General features: G+C 36.4%; 17 protein-coding genes. 9 read left to right on the forward strand and 8 right to left on the reverse strand.

The genetic code is table 11. From position 1 onward, the window contains the following. The gene (locus M3225_RS07385) at positions 1–504 is read right to left on the reverse strand and encodes a YehS family protein (protein WP_251392123.1); all 504 of its coding nucleotides are present in this window, start codon (positions 502–504) and stop codon (positions 1–3) included. A 412-nt stretch (positions 505–916) separates the two neighbouring features. Here M3225_RS07385 and M3225_RS07390 point away from each other — a divergent pair, with 412 nt between their 5' ends. The 3 genes from M3225_RS07390 to phaZ all read left to right on the forward strand — a co-directional run bounded on the left by M3225_RS07390 (position 917) and on the right by phaZ (position 2,832). Continuing rightward, entirely contained in the window at positions 917–1,447 is a 531-nt protein-coding gene (locus M3225_RS07390; RefSeq protein WP_251392124.1) for an ECF transporter S component, read from the forward strand. Between the two features lie 89 nt (positions 1,448–1,536). Then, positions 1,537–1,728: a hypothetical protein gene (locus M3225_RS07395; protein WP_251392125.1), complete on the forward strand. Its 192-nt coding sequence runs from the start codon at positions 1,537–1,539 to the stop codon at positions 1,726–1,728. Between the two features lie 207 nt (positions 1,729–1,935). Next, the gene (gene phaZ, locus M3225_RS07400; protein WP_251392126.1) at positions 1,936–2,832 is read left to right on the forward strand and encodes an intracellular short-chain-length polyhydroxyalkanoate depolymerase; all 897 of its coding nucleotides are present in this window, start codon (positions 1,936–1,938) and stop codon (positions 2,830–2,832) included. A 541-nt stretch (positions 2,833–3,373) separates the two neighbouring features. Here the strand turns inward: phaZ and M3225_RS07405 are convergent. Continuing rightward, on the reverse strand, positions 3,374–3,682 hold the full coding sequence (locus M3225_RS07405; protein WP_251392127.1) for a hypothetical protein: 309 nt from the start codon (positions 3,680–3,682) through the stop codon (positions 3,374–3,376). 226 nt (positions 3,683–3,908) lie between these two features. Between M3225_RS07405 and M3225_RS07410 the strand changes: the two genes are divergently transcribed. From M3225_RS07410 to M3225_RS07420, 3 genes are all read left to right on the forward strand, one after another. Then, complete coding sequence (locus M3225_RS07410; protein WP_251392129.1) at positions 3,909–4,178, forward strand: hypothetical protein; 270 nt, start codon at positions 3,909–3,911, stop codon at positions 4,176–4,178. A 360-nt stretch (positions 4,179–4,538) separates the two neighbouring features. Further along, positions 4,539–5,162 (forward strand): FMN-binding negative transcriptional regulator, encoded by a 624-nt coding sequence (locus M3225_RS07415; RefSeq protein WP_251392131.1) that lies wholly within the window; start codon positions 4,539–4,541, stop codon positions 5,160–5,162. A gap of 212 nt (positions 5,163–5,374) precedes the next feature. Then, complete coding sequence (locus M3225_RS07420; protein WP_251392133.1) at positions 5,375–6,352, forward strand: ring-cleaving dioxygenase; 978 nt, start codon at positions 5,375–5,377, stop codon at positions 6,350–6,352. Between the two features lie 69 nt (positions 6,353–6,421). Here M3225_RS07420 and M3225_RS07425 read toward each other — a convergent pair whose 3' ends face one another. The 3 genes from M3225_RS07425 to M3225_RS07435 all read right to left on the reverse strand — a co-directional run bounded on the left by M3225_RS07425 (position 6,422) and on the right by M3225_RS07435 (position 7,890). Further along, positions 6,422–6,691 (reverse strand): YjcZ family sporulation protein, encoded by a 270-nt coding sequence (locus M3225_RS07425; protein ID WP_251392135.1) that lies wholly within the window; start codon positions 6,689–6,691, stop codon positions 6,422–6,424. Positions 6,692–7,175: 484 nt separating this feature from the next. After that, positions 7,176–7,676 carry a hypothetical protein gene (locus M3225_RS07430; RefSeq protein WP_251392137.1) on the reverse strand — a complete coding sequence of 167 codons (501 nt, stop codon included), beginning with the start codon at positions 7,674–7,676 and terminating at the stop codon, positions 7,176–7,178. Between the two features lie 4 nt (positions 7,677–7,680). Next, entirely contained in the window at positions 7,681–7,890 is a 210-nt protein-coding gene (locus M3225_RS07435; RefSeq protein ID WP_251392139.1) for a hypothetical protein, read from the reverse strand. Between the two features lie 198 nt (positions 7,891–8,088). Between M3225_RS07435 and M3225_RS07440 the strand changes: the two genes are divergently transcribed. Next, a complete protein-coding gene (locus M3225_RS07440; RefSeq protein WP_251392140.1) occupies positions 8,089–8,628 on the forward strand; it encodes a GNAT family N-acetyltransferase in 540 nt (179 codons plus the stop codon). Positions 8,629–8,679: 51 nt separating this feature from the next. Here M3225_RS07440 and M3225_RS07445 read toward each other — a convergent pair whose 3' ends face one another. From M3225_RS07445 to M3225_RS07455, 3 genes are all read right to left on the reverse strand, one after another. Further along, entirely contained in the window at positions 8,680–9,315 is a 636-nt protein-coding gene (locus tag M3225_RS07445; RefSeq protein WP_251392141.1) for an FMN-dependent NADH-azoreductase, read from the reverse strand. A 470-nt stretch (positions 9,316–9,785) separates the two neighbouring features. Continuing rightward, the gene (locus M3225_RS07450) at positions 9,786–10,421 is read right to left on the reverse strand and encodes an FMN-dependent NADH-azoreductase (protein ID WP_251392142.1); all 636 of its coding nucleotides are present in this window, start codon (positions 10,419–10,421) and stop codon (positions 9,786–9,788) included. 40 nt (positions 10,422–10,461) lie between these two features. Then, positions 10,462–10,779 carry a winged helix-turn-helix transcriptional regulator gene (locus M3225_RS07455; protein ID WP_013058076.1) on the reverse strand — a complete coding sequence of 106 codons (318 nt, stop codon included), beginning with the start codon at positions 10,777–10,779 and terminating at the stop codon, positions 10,462–10,464. 220 nt (positions 10,780–10,999) lie between these two features. On the opposite strand from M3225_RS07455, the gene M3225_RS07460 reads away from it, so the two are divergent. Together M3225_RS07460 and M3225_RS07465 are read left to right on the forward strand one after the other, a co-directional pair. Continuing rightward, positions 11,000–11,242, forward strand: a complete 243-nt coding sequence (locus M3225_RS07460) for a spore germination protein (RefSeq protein ID WP_251392143.1) — start codon at positions 11,000–11,002, stop codon at positions 11,240–11,242. Positions 11,243–11,457: 215 nt separating this feature from the next. After that, positions 11,458–13,158, forward strand: a complete 1,701-nt coding sequence (locus M3225_RS07465) for a glycosyltransferase family 2 protein (protein WP_251392144.1) — start codon at positions 11,458–11,460, stop codon at positions 13,156–13,158. The last annotated feature ends 119 nt before the right edge of the window (positions 13,159–13,277 follow it).

Genomic DNA, 13,277 nt, shown 5'->3' on the forward strand with positions numbered 1-13,277 from the left:
TTATCCTCTATATTGTACCGTTAAGCCTCTTAGGAATTTTCGTGCAAAATTCTCTTTGCACTCTTTATAATTTTTATGGCCTTTTTTCCTTAATAAAGCGCCTAATTCTGCTTTAGATACACGTATTCCACCGTCATCGAATATTTCTAACATCTCTTCACTTGTTAATGATAAAGCGATTTTCACTTTCTTTAATAAGACGTTATACATATTTTGATTGTGGTGAATAGGTGCTGGAGGCGTTTGTCCCGGTTTAGGGTCTTGTTTTCCTCTTTTAAACGTAATAAAGCCGTTTAAAAAGGAATCTAACATACTGTTCGTGCACGAGATATGTTCGTCGGCATGAGCTGAATCCTCGTCCTCTTCGTCCGGTGTTCTCGTAAGGATTTTTAATACGTCTTCTTTTGTTACTTCCACTCCGCCAAGATTAAAGATTTCTACCATCTCTGTATTTTTTAAATCTAAGGCATATCTTAATCTAATTAAAGTATCGTTATTATCCATTCTTGCTCCTCCTATAACTTGCTTGCTGTATGTAAAAATCGTGACTGCCACAATCTGAACGGACTTTATCAATATCAGTACAATGATAGTAACAGGTTCCGCTGGAATTCTAGGTTATTCCATTCACTTCTACAAACATATAACTTCTCATATTTCTCAATCTTCGTCAACTCTTGAAAAAGAACGATTTGCTCACAGTATGCCCTAACAGACTCTTCAGCATAACAAAAGTCAGAAGCCGCAGCATGCTAGAGGAAGGTCTATCTTTTTAAGAACGGATAGAGGTAATTTCTAGGTTTGTAGAGTCTGTATGCTGCTGGAATTCTATACCCTTATAAATAAATAGTTTTACGTATTTATTAAGTATGTAATTAAGAGTATGATAGTAGTAAAAAAAGAAAGAGGTTAACAGATGAATTCAACATACTCACCAAGAGAAACAACCAAAATCAAAGCTTTATCCATGCATGCGCTTTTTATCGCATTGACGTTTGTAGCTACAATGTTTATCAACATCAAGCTTCCCATCATGGGTAACGGAGGCCTCATACATTTAGGCAACGTTCCTCTTTTTATAGCAGCCTTTATTTACGGCAAAAAAACAGGAGCCATCGCAGGGGCTTTTGGAATGGGGTTATTCGATCTGATCTCCGGCTGGACAGCATGGGCACCGTTTACGTTTATTATCGTAGGTGCAATGGGCTTTTTAGCAGGTCTCATATCCGAAAAAGTACCTGGTAAAAGAGCACTTGTGAACACACTGGCAGTTGCCGCTGCGCTGATTGTAAAAATCGTGGGCTACTATTTTGCCGAAGTGATTCTTTACGGTAACTGGATACTTCCGCTTGGCTCTATACCAGGAAATGTGATGCAAGTTGTCATAGCAGGTATCATCGTAGTTTCGCTTGTAGGGCGCTTAAAGAACAGAGCTGTACAGATTTAATTGCTCAATCGTAAGTCGTTTTATCACTATCCTATCCTTAAGTGATATACTTGATAGATATTCATCAAGTGAAAGGAGCGGAAGACACCATGAAATATTTAAAATCACAGATGAAACAGCTCATTAAAGACAATCAAGAACTGCAAGTTAAGCTGAACGGACTGATGAAAGAGCACAGTCTTGAAAAAAACTTTGCTCTTAAAGCTCTGTACCATGCAGAAGTTGCTGAAGGCGGGAAATATCAGCTTGCCTACCAAGCATTGGACTTACCGAAAAAGTAATGGCCTTATTGCTCATTCGTATATTTTTTCATCCTAAAAAGGCAGCCAAATAGCGTATTTGGCTGCCTTTTTTATCAAATAGAATGACATAGGATCATCTTAGTGTTTGTACGACTTCTTTCTAACTGCTTAAATCTTGATAAATAGGGTATGTAAAAATAAATGTTAGCTATCGTTCTAATTATATAAGAAAAGAGGAAAATAGCGATGACCGTATCTGCTTTAGAACAAGCAAAAGTAGAATTACCAAATGGAGAAACAGTAAATTACCGAATGAAAAAGGGCGGAAAAGAGGTACTTTTGTTAATTCACGGAAATATGAATTCTTCCCTTAACTGGGATGTGTTAATGAACGAACTTCCAGAACATATCACAGCTTATGCGATCGATTTAAGAGGATTTGGAGACTCCACTTATCATACACCTATCCACACAATCAAAGATTTATCAGATGATGTCAAACTGTTTGTAGATGCTTTAAAGTTGTCTGCTTTTACAATAAGCGGATGGTCATTAGGAGGAGCAGTCGCTATGCAATATGTGATTGATCATCCTAATGATGCCAAAAATTTAATTCTCTTAAGCTCCGTCAACATCAAAGGATATCCCATTCCAAGAAGAACTTTTCTAGAACTCCCTATTCCTAACAACTTTATACAAACCAAAGAAGAAGTAAAAGAAGCATTTCGAATGGTAGAAAGCGCGAAAGAAACAAAAAACACATGGTTTTTAAAAATGATGCTGCGTCAATTTTTATATACAAAAAATAAGCCGTCTGCTGATCAATTTGAAAAATATTTAGAAGAAACGATCAAGCAGCGAAATTTAATTGATATAAATTACGCACTAATGAGATTTAATATTTCAAACGATTTTAATGGTGTTGTTCAAGGGACAGGAGAGGTGGAAAAAATCACGATTCCTACTATGGTTATTCAAGGAGATGAAGATAAGATGGTTTCTACAAGAGATGCATCTGACATCGCGAAAGGCATAGGGGAAAATGCAACGTTAAAAATTATGAAAGGCGTGGGCCACTGCCCGTTGTTAGATGATTTAAGTAGTTTAATGGACTTATACAACTCTAATTTAAGCAGGGCTTAGTAAAAGTGAGGTTTTTCCTAATAACAGGAGTTTTGCTATTGCTAGATGCAGCATGTTCTAAATTAACATGAGAAAAAATAAGCAGGTTGCAAAAGAGATGTTGTGAGATGAGAAAAGCATTCTAGCCAGCAGAGCAAACATCCATGGTTCTTACACATAACAGGCTTATGGAAAGTTAGCTACTATACCTTCTTTTGATGAAGCAGACCATTAGTAAGCAGAAACAATCACAAAAAACGTAAGGCCTTTTTGAAGAGGCTTACGTTTTTGCACTTACCATATTTAATTATGTTTTTCAAAATAAAGAAACAGATTGGTAATTCCTTTCGATAGCAGCATCACGCCGAGATAAAACACGAATAAATGGCCGTAAGTGACCCATTCATGTAATTGAAAAAAGCCTATCATTTCTAACAACGGTTTAAAAATAAAAGCGAGAAAAAGACAAAGGCCGGTTGCATATAAATAGTAATTTTTATGATGGTTGATTGTCCATTGATAAAGAAGCATAAAAGAGACAGGAATAAGCGAAGCATCTAGGCTAAAGCTTACGGGTATTAACGGTATTCATTTGATAAGGATACGTCCACAGCCCGTTATAAACTCCAGCGGTATCACTATAGTGAAACCAAACGTGTACGTTAAATCCATAAAGTCCCAAGTGGAATGCTTTTTTTCGATCAATTAAAAAATAGAGAATGACTAAAGGTAAAATGAAAGCACCTAAGGTAACCCAAAACTGCCAAGAGCCTGGACTGGAGTAGTGATGCCAATATTCAGCCCACGTTTTAGCTAGCTTTTCCTGTGTGTCGTTTATTTTTTCAAGATATTCCTTTTGATTGGTTGTCAACGTGATCCATCCTTTTTCAGTAAGAAAAGTTTTTTTATTTTTAAAATGCCCTTTTCTTAAGGTTTGGATACTTTTTCCTGTTGAGTTGTTAGTATCTTTCTGGTGAGAACTTGTGTTTTTAACACATTAAGTGTAAATTATTTAGTATTTCATTTTTTTATATGCACTCCTCGACTTTTCGCTATGCTAAAACAGTGGTTATAAAAAAGGAAAAAGCAGGGAGCGTATGAATAGTCATATTTTAAATATAGTGATAGCGGTTTTTTCTATTATGGTTGGTTTAATTATTCTTTCTTTATCTCGATCATTATCCGATGAATCAATGAAGCGGGTTCGGATTAAAGGTCTTCTTATCCCTATGTATTGGATAGCTAGAGGATGCTTTGGCGTATCGTTTGAACGATTTGCACGTAAATCGATGTATGTATTAGGGATTGTCTGGATGCTTTTATCAATTTGGCTATTAGGAGTTGCCGTTTATCAGCTCATCATTTAAAAAGCAGTTACGTAAAGTGAGTGCTTTTTTCCATTTTTATGAAACTTTTAGCGCGGTTTTTACGTATAAAAGGTATCAATAAAATGATAGGAAAAAGGAGCTGTTTTAAACGAGCTCTTTTTTTGTGTGCTCGCTAATTCTTTATTTAACCAATATGTATCTAGTTGCATCATGTGCTAAATAAATACATATAAAAAATCAGCGGTTTACATCACAGCAGTGTAGCATAAACTTCATAAAAAATCGATTTATAAATGGTTAAATGTTTGCTGACCTCCATAAAAAGTTCATAACTGACGCTGTTTCAAACACTTGTATTATTATATTCTTTACTAAATAAGAGATAAAGGAGAAGAGCTGATGTATATTCCAAAGTATTTTAAAGTGAATGATGAACAAATCATGTATGATTTTATTGAAGATAATGGATTCGCCACCGTGTTTTCGTATCATAACGAAAAGCCTTATGCTACTCATTTGCCTCTGATGTTAAACCGGAAAGAAAGAGCTTTATACGGGCATTTTGCTCGTCCGAATCAGCAGTGGAAAGATGCTGAAAATCAAGAAATTTTGGTTGTGTTTCAAGGGTCTCACTGCTATATTTCACCGTCTTGGTATGAAACGAATCAAGCTGTACCAACATGGAATTATGAAGCTGTTCATGTGTATGGAATCATGAAAGTGATTGAAAAACCAACAGAACTGCTTCAGCTGCTGAGTAAGATGGTGACGAAATATGAAAATCCGAATAGTACATATACATTAAATGACGTTGATCCTGCTTATATGAATGGTTTAAGCAAAGGAATCATTGGGTTTAAAATCGACATCAGCAAAATGGAAGGCAAACAAAAGATAAGTCAAAATCATTCAGTAGAGAGACAGCAGTTAGTCATAGAAAAGCTAGAGCAGACGTCTCGTGAGAATGAAAAGAAAATTGCAGAGCTGATGAAACAAAATGTGAAGCGTGTGCTTAAGAAGTAAGCGATGTTTGAAAAGATAATCTATTCGTTAGAGCAAAGCTAAAAAGAAACTGAATATGTTTTCAGGTTCTTTTTTATGTTCACAGTAATTTTCTTGTTATTGACAAACAGGCTGTACATCCTTTAAAATTATCTTTAATTAAAAATAATTAAATTAAAGATAATTTCAGTGGAATTTAAAAAGCGTATATATTATGAAAAGAGGCGAAGCAGATGGAATTGTTAGGGTTGCACCATGTATCTATTTTGACGGGAAAAGCTGAGAAAAACTATCAGTTCTTCACCAAAGTTTTAGGAATGCGATTAGTAAAAAAAACGGTGAATCAAGATAACACCCAGTCTTATCACTTGTTTTATGCAGATGGAGAAGGGACGCCAGGAACGGAAGTAACGTTTTTTGATATTCCAGGGCTTGGAAGAACACATCAAGGTATATCTGACATTTCGACTGTGTCGCTTCGCGTTAAAAGTACGGATTCTCTACACTTTTGGAAAGAACGCTTTGAGCAGTACGGAGTGGAATATGAAGAAATAGCTAAAAGAGCTAATCGTGATACATTAGCATTTAAAGATTTTGAAGGTACACGCTTGCTTCTTGTCGCAGACAATGGTGAAAAAGGCGTAAGAGCAGGCGTTCCGTGGAAACGTGAAGACATTCCGTTAGAACATGCGATTATCGGCTTAGGGCCGGTTACGCTAACGGTAGGCACGGCAGAACCAACTGTTGACGTACTGACAAACATTATGGGTTTTCGCTACGTGAGTTCTTATCCATCTTTTGCAGAAAATCAAGAGGACATTTTGGTTTATGCAACAGGTGAAGGAGGAAGCGGAGCAGAAGTTCATATTGAAACTAGACCTGATTTGCCGAGAGTTCGCTTAGGGCGAGGTGGAGTTCATCACGTTGCATTCCGTGTGCCAAATGAAGAAGAATACAATAAGTGGGCAAGTCGATTAAATGAAAACAGTCTACCGAATTCCGGTAAAGTAGAACGATACTATTTCAAAGCACTTTATTTCAGAGAACCAAACGGAATTTTATTTGAATTATCAACAGACACACCTGGATTTGCGACCGATGAACCGCTTGAAACGATGGGTCAAACATTGGCGCTGCCTCCATTTTTAGAGCCCAAGCGCAAAGAAATTGAAGAGAAGCTGAGACCACTAGATTTGGATGAAACACTATAGGATTTCCAAACGGATTGGTGGCTATTAAGACATGAAAAAACTCCAGTGTTTATACTGGAGTTTTTTAGATTAACACTCATCGTGACAGAAATTGAAACCACATGCACCAATAATAATGAGTAAAATAAACAGTACGATGATAATGGCGAAATTATTACATCTGTGGTGAGGAATCTCATATCCACATTCAGGAACCATATATCCATAGTCCGGCATTGTATATCCGCAGTGTGGAATCATATGCTCATAAGCAGGAGCTGTATAGCCGTGGTGAGACATAGCAGGTGAGAACGGCATATTTTCATTAGAACTAAACGGTGCGTTTACGTTATTATGCATTTTTATATCTTCCCTTCGTGTATAAAACTTTTATAAAGCTTTGATAAATTATTCATATGTTCCAAGACCCCTATATGAAGCTTATTCACAGCCCAATTATGGTTGATTGACTATGTTTTATGGTGAATGGAAATGACGTAATGAGTTTTACGATGAGGGTCATGTTAAAGCTTCACGCGGCTTGTGGCTGCTTAAATTGTTTCGGAAGGGAAAAGGGAAGGCTGTTCAATCTTTTTTAGTATATAACCGATGCTTCTAGAAACGATTATTATGAACGTTTTAATTAGGAAAGCAGCTGTTTCTTTTTTATATTCAGAATATATCCAAGAGGTAAAAATGCTACTGTAATGCCTGCAAGATTTTACATATTTGCGTATCAAACAGACGATCAATGTATTGTTGTTACAACGACTCTTTTAAGAGCTAGGAGAGGTGTAATGAAAAAAGCAGGCATATGCCTGCTTTTATTCATTATATATTATAGTTAATTACCAACTGGATACATGGTCGTTACACTGTAGTCGTAGTCCTTGCCTCTGTAGTCGGTATACACAACTCTGACGTACTGATTTAAAGAGCTAACATACTTTTCTTTGACGTAATTGCCAGATTTATTATTGGTACCGTCTTCACCTTCGTTGATGACTTCTTCGGCAATAGACATCGCTTGTTTTTCATTTAAATACTTGCTGAATTGGCTTTTACCGTGGTAATTGTCTGCGCCTGGTTTTTGCATATGAGCGAGAATGTGGCAATATCCGTATTTATCATTTCCTTCTTGTAAGACAAGCTCTTTACCGGTAAATAACCTGTCGCTTTGAGTCTCTGCAGAGCATTGGTTGCTTGATGTAGTACTCGATGTGCTGCTTGAATTTTCATACTGTTGAATGAGGGAAATGGGCGAGTTGTTGGTAAATACAGCGATGAGGGCAATAACAAGTGCTACAATGGTGTATACTATTTTGCTGTTTTTAAAAAAATCCATTACTTTATGCTTCTCCTTTTTGAATCAAAGCTAAAATCAAATCTACTTTCTTTTCTAGCTGATCAATTAAGTTTTGTTTTACTTGTTCTGATTGTAATAAAGCGCTTCTTAGTTCATCCATATCTTTTTGCATATACGCTCGATTTTCTTTTTCTTGCTGCAGCTCTTTTTGAAGAGCGTGTACCGTGGACAGCAATTCTTTATCTTGGTTCATTTCTACGTTCACCGCCTCTGTGTTGATAAAAAGCAACTTATGCCCACTATATAAAATACCACTATCCCGGCTGTAAATCGACTATTTGTATAGGAAATGAGTCCTCTCGGGGGATGTTTTAGCAGGATATTGCTAGTTGGGAGGAGTATAGTATGGTTTATGATGAATATAGGAGCTAGACAGAAAAGAGGGAAAAGAATGTTTCCGAAATTAGAGACACACCGGTTGCTGTTAAGGGAGATTGTAGAAGACGATGCGGGTGAGATTTTAAGTTGTTTTTCTCATCCGAGCGTGTTGCGCTATTACGGGCAAAAACCTTTGGAAACGATTGATCAAGTGAAGCAGATCATTAAGAATTTTTCCAGAGGCTACGAAGAAAAGCAATTGATCAAATGGGGAATTCAGCTAAAAGGAAAAGAAAAGCTGATTGGAACAATAGGGTTTCAAGAGTGGTCTTCCCAACATAAAAAAGCAAATGTAAGCTATGCTCTTTTTCCGGATTACTGGAACAAAGGGTACGCAATAGAAGCCGTTCATGAAGCGATTTCTTATGGGTTTAACGAACTTCACCTGAAGCGAATAGGAGCGGTTGTGTTTACGCAAAATAGTGGATCTATCACACTGTTAAGCAAAGTAGGATTTAAAAAAGAAGGTACGCTAAGAGAGTATATGTACCAAAACGATATCCCGTTTGACACATATATTTATTCTTTACTGCGCGGGGAAGCAAAGATATGATTTTAAGCACAAAAAGGAACATCGGCTAGATGTTCCTTTTTGCTTTTTTTATTAGAAAGTACGTGCAGCTTCTTTAGCGCGAGCAATACCGTCTTCTTTAATTTCTTGTGCTTTGTCTGGCATTGCAGCTTGTCCTTCTACAAATAGGCTTCCGATAGAAGGAACACCGAAGAAGTTCATCATAATGCGCATATAGCGGTGGCCCATTTCTAGTTCACCAGCAGGACCGCGAGAGTAGATACCGCCGTTTGCTTGAATATGATACGCCTTTTTATCTGTTAATAGACCAACAGAACCTTCTTCTGTATATTTAAATGATTTTCCAGCTACTGCTACAGCATCTAAGTAAGCTTTCATTACTGGTGGAAATGAGAAGTTCCACATTGGCGTAACAAATACATATTTGTCTGCTTGAGCAAATTGATCACTTAACTCGTTTAAACGAGCAACTTTGCGCTGTTCTTCAGGAGTAAGTGCGTCAAATTCTGCGCCGCTTCCAAGTTTGCCCCATCCGCTAAATACATCGCCGTCGATGTGAGGGATATGTTCATTGTATAAATTAACATGAACAACCTCATCCGTTGGGTTTACTTCTTTATACTCATTAATGAATGCATCTCCCGCAGCCATACCGAATGATTGCGTTGCATCGTTAGGGTTTGCTGTAATATATAATACTTTTGCCATAATTCTTTTCACCTTTCTGTCTTCAATATATAAAGTGTTGCTTAATGAATTAAAGATAACATGTTCGAAAACATCTACTACGTTATTAATAGTAACTTACGTGATAAATTTAGTCAAAGGTTTTTTATCGGCTTTTATCAAGTTTACAATTTTTTAAGGAGATTACGCTTTTTTGTTTTGTGATTAAATCCTTTATTAATAAGGGGATATTTGGTTTTGAAACGTAATTTTAAACATTATGTTTTTAGGGAAGGTAGATCATTAAAAAACGAAAAAAACATACATTTAGATAACCTACGTTATTAATAGTAACAAATAATAACAGCATTTAAGCTTTCGTTTAAGATGTATTTTCAGCATAAAACAAGCCGAAAGGTGATGATTATTTCAAGGGAAATATAAGGTAGTGAAGAGGAGAGAAAAGAAAAAGACCTCGGTCAGCTTCGAGGTCTTTTTAATATTTATTGAGTTTAAAACGTTTTGGCCATTGAATGCGCTTTTTGGATGGCGTCTTCTTTAATTTGGGGAATTTGATCTGGGAACTTTACTTGCCCTTCAATAATAATGCTTTCAAACGCTTCGATTCCAAAGAAGTCCATCATAATTTCTAAGTAGCGGTGACCCATTTCTCTTGCCATTTCAGGGCCTTCTGAATACACGTCTCCGCGGGATTGAATGTGAATTGCTTTTTTTCCTTTGAGCAATCCCTGTGCGCCTTCTTTTGTATATGTAAAGGTTTTACCTGACACGGTAATCGCATCAATGTACGTTTTCATAATCGCAGGAACAGAGAAATTCCACATTGGCGTGACAAAAATATATTTGTCCGCGAGTACGAACTGTCCGCCCAACTCAGCTAATCGTCCGACTTTTAATCGTTCATCTGTTGATAAATCCTGGATGGAAGAGTGAGAACGAAGCTTTTTCCATCCGTTAAATACGTCTGCATCTAAGTATGGAATATCTGCTTGATATAAATCTAAATGCACCACATCATCTTCTGGATGTGTTTGCTTATATACGTCAATAAATTCTTTCCCTACAGCCATGCTAAGCGATTCGTCTTCAGCTAAAGGGTGTGCAGTAATATAGAGAACATTTGCCATGATGCTCATCCTTTCTATGGAGTAATTTTAATAACACAAACTAATCTTGGACCCAGCTTTCTGCCCACTGGCTAATCGGTCCTAATATTTTACCTAACTCTGTTCCTTTTTGAGTCAGCGAATATTCAGAACGAATAGGGCGATCCGGAATGACATTTCGGACAACGATTCCGTGGTCTTCAAGCTCTTTAATCCGTTCTGTCAACAGCCTTCTGCTTAAGGCTGGTATACTTTCGTTTAATTCACTAAAGCGTTTAGGACCGCTCATAAGCACATAAATGATTAATCCTGTCCACTTCTTGCCAATCAGTTCGAAACTTTTTTCTACTTTAGGTTGAATATCTTTTGGTTCGTCCATATTACGTATCCTCCTTCAAACAATATGGATGAAAAATAACTTATGCATTTATTGTAACAGAAAAAGCGTAAAAACATGTGGAAACTTTGGATGAAGCAGGGTGAAATGAATAATTCCACTAGTATTTGTACCGTGCTGCTAGCTTATTAGAAATTTTTCACACATAGGCTTGTCACAACATACGATGTACGAATTTAGTTTAAGAAAAGGTGGTATGAGCATGTCAGGAGTTATTAACATCTGTAACACGAGAATTAATGGTATGGCAAGAAACGGATCGATGAATTTTGGAGAAGTTCTTCACAACGGACACACAGCGGATGTTAAATCTGTTGGAATCAACTCAACATATGGAGACATTTCAGCTGCTTGTGCGCGAATGAAAAACACAAATATGGATGCAGATATATTTGATCAAACGGCTGTTGCGAATATTGATGGGGTATATGGAAATCAGCTATAAAAGGGAGGCTGCTTATAACACATGAAGTTGTAAGCAGCTTTTTCATGTTGGTGAGTAGGACATTTATTTATGATAAGAGAATGTTTTGTTAATTAAATAGAACGACCTACAAAAGTTCGCGAATCTATTATATACGCCTTTTCTAAAACTTTTTATATATAATACAAGCACCTTGTCACTTATTGAATAGTATATAGGAGAAAAACAAAGAAAGGATGATTAAAATAGACTCGTATAAATACTACTACAACCCTGAAGATGGAAAGTATTATATTAGAAAGAAAAAAAATAGTCCACATTCCTTAAAAAAACTCAAAGACAAACTTAATAAGTCAAAGGATAAAAAGGATAGAAAAGATAAAACGCGTAAAGGGAATAAAGGGAATAGGTCAGGCGATGCAACTAATAAAGTGAATAAATCCCACGACAAAGCTAATACAGCGAATGAAGCGAATAAATCCCACGACAAAGCTAACACAGTGAATGAAATGAATAAATCCCACGACAGAGCTAACACAGTGAATGAAATGAATAAACCCCACGACAGAGCTAACACAGTGAATGAAATGAATAAACCCCACGACAGAGCTAACACAGCGAATGAAATGAATAAATTCCATGACAAAGCTGAAACAGCGAATGAAATGAATAAATTAGATGAAAAAATGAGTAAAGTTGATCAAACAGACCATTCATTATATAAAATGAGCATAAAAAATAATCACAAACATCCTATTAAAGTTAGTATCATTATGCCCACTTATAATAAATATCATCAAACTTCTCTTTCACTTTACGGTTTATCAAAACAAACGTTTTCCCACGCTGAGTATGAAGTCATTCTAATAGATGATGCTTCTTCTGATAACACTTCTGATATTTTAAAAGAAGTGGATGTCCCGTTCAAATTTAAATATATTCAAATGAAACAAAATAAAGGGCGTTCCTCAGTACGTAATATAGGAATTAATCATGCTGAAGGAGATCTTTTAATCTTTTTAGATGGAGAAATGCTAGCTCCTCCTTCTTTTATTGAAAATCATTATAAACATCATATGCACGAATCAAATCTTGTGGTTACCGGAGCCATGCATTATGAGGGAGTCTACACGTTTATTATGCCAGACTATAATGAAGATCAAATGGCTCATTTAAAAGAACTAGTAAATAACGATGCTGAGTATAGAAGATTGTATGAAAACTATGAGCAGACGAAGCAGCATTCAAATGGTCCTTGCCCTCTTGTAACAAAAGAAGATATTGATACAAACCGTTTTCAGCGTTTATCATTTCCTAATCGCTATTTCCTTAACAGCGGGCTAAAACATTTCGGAGAGCGACTTGAGGGATTTACGCTACCTTATATTGCATTTTTAAGTGGAAATGTATCAGTAAGAAAAGCGCAATTAAAGAAATCCGGCTATTTTGATGAGACTTTTGTCGGCTACGGGGCAGAAGACTGGGAACTTGGATATCGATTGTATAAAAATGGCGTGCAGTTTGTTTTAGATCCCTCTACAGTTGCTTATCATCAAGAACATGGGATATCTAAGCGGAAAGTGAAAGAACAATGGGGTAATCACTATCGTTTTGTGAAAAAACATCCAAATATAGACGTTCTTATTCTATCTCTTGAATGGAAAGAGCTTCCGTTTATGCATCTGCATCAAACACTAGTTGAATATAACCAACTGGAGGAACGTTTTCCTGACGAATATAATGAACTTAAACATGCTTTTCGCGTCATGCTTTTTAGAATTATTGAATATTTAAATAATGGACAGCCTGTGACGAAACTTTACGATCTTCCTGGAGGCTCAGAGGAAAGAATAAAAATTCATCAGCAGTTTGAAACGCTGCGTCCTCGCGGATTTGACTACTTGGCGAGTTCTTTTGAACAAATCTATTACCTTTAGTGGTTATTGCATTCAGAAGAAAGTATAACATTACCTCGTGAAAATTGTCTCGTCGTAAAACCCCTCAACTTACGCAAATCAATTGAGGGGTTTATTTCTATATCTATTTTATATAAGGG

This window comes from Priestia aryabhattai (assembly GCF_023715685.1).
GTDB classification, from domain to species: Bacteria; Bacillota; Bacilli; order Bacillales; family Bacillaceae_H; genus Priestia; species Priestia aryabhattai_B.

What these genes read in the sequence shown, in the direction of transcription:
- M3225_RS07420 (WP_251392133.1), top strand. Translation starts at nt 5,375, where the DNA reads ATGGAATTGTTAGGGTTGCACCATGTATCTATTTTGACGGGAAAAGCT.
- M3225_RS07410 (WP_251392129.1), top strand. Translation starts at nt 3,909, where the DNA reads ATGAATAGTCATATTTTAAATATAGTGATAGCGGTTTTTTCTATTATG.
- M3225_RS07385 (WP_251392123.1), bottom strand. Translation starts at nt 504, where the DNA reads ATGGATAATAACGATACTTTAATTAGATTAAGATATGCCTTAGATTTA.
- M3225_RS07450 (WP_251392142.1), bottom strand. Translation starts at nt 10,421, where the DNA reads ATGGCAAATGTTCTCTATATTACTGCACACCCTTTAGCTGAAGACGAA.
- phaZ (WP_251392126.1), top strand. Translation starts at nt 1,936, where the DNA reads ATGACCGTATCTGCTTTAGAACAAGCAAAAGTAGAATTACCAAATGGA.
- M3225_RS07415 (WP_251392131.1), top strand. Translation starts at nt 4,539, where the DNA reads ATGTATATTCCAAAGTATTTTAAAGTGAATGATGAACAAATCATGTAT.
- M3225_RS07455 (WP_013058076.1), bottom strand. Translation starts at nt 10,779, where the DNA reads ATGGACGAACCAAAAGATATTCAACCTAAAGTAGAAAAAAGTTTCGAA.
- M3225_RS07430 (WP_251392137.1), bottom strand. Translation starts at nt 7,676, where the DNA reads ATGGATTTTTTTAAAAACAGCAAAATAGTATACACCATTGTAGCACTT.
- M3225_RS07435 (WP_251392139.1), bottom strand. Translation starts at nt 7,890, where the DNA reads ATGAACCAAGATAAAGAATTGCTGTCCACGGTACACGCTCTTCAAAAA.
- M3225_RS07445 (WP_251392141.1), bottom strand. Translation starts at nt 9,315, where the DNA reads ATGGCAAAAGTATTATATATTACAGCAAACCCTAACGATGCAACGCAA.
- M3225_RS07390 (WP_251392124.1), top strand. Translation starts at nt 917, where the DNA reads ATGAATTCAACATACTCACCAAGAGAAACAACCAAAATCAAAGCTTTA.
- M3225_RS07460 (WP_251392143.1), top strand. Translation starts at nt 11,000, where the DNA reads ATGTCAGGAGTTATTAACATCTGTAACACGAGAATTAATGGTATGGCA.
- M3225_RS07395 (WP_251392125.1), top strand. Translation starts at nt 1,537, where the DNA reads ATGAAATATTTAAAATCACAGATGAAACAGCTCATTAAAGACAATCAA.
- M3225_RS07465 (WP_251392144.1), top strand. Translation starts at nt 11,458, where the DNA reads ATGATTAAAATAGACTCGTATAAATACTACTACAACCCTGAAGATGGA.
- M3225_RS07440 (WP_251392140.1), top strand. Translation starts at nt 8,089, where the DNA reads ATGTTTCCGAAATTAGAGACACACCGGTTGCTGTTAAGGGAGATTGTA.
- M3225_RS07425 (WP_251392135.1), bottom strand. Translation starts at nt 6,691, where the DNA reads ATGCATAATAACGTAAACGCACCGTTTAGTTCTAATGAAAATATGCCG.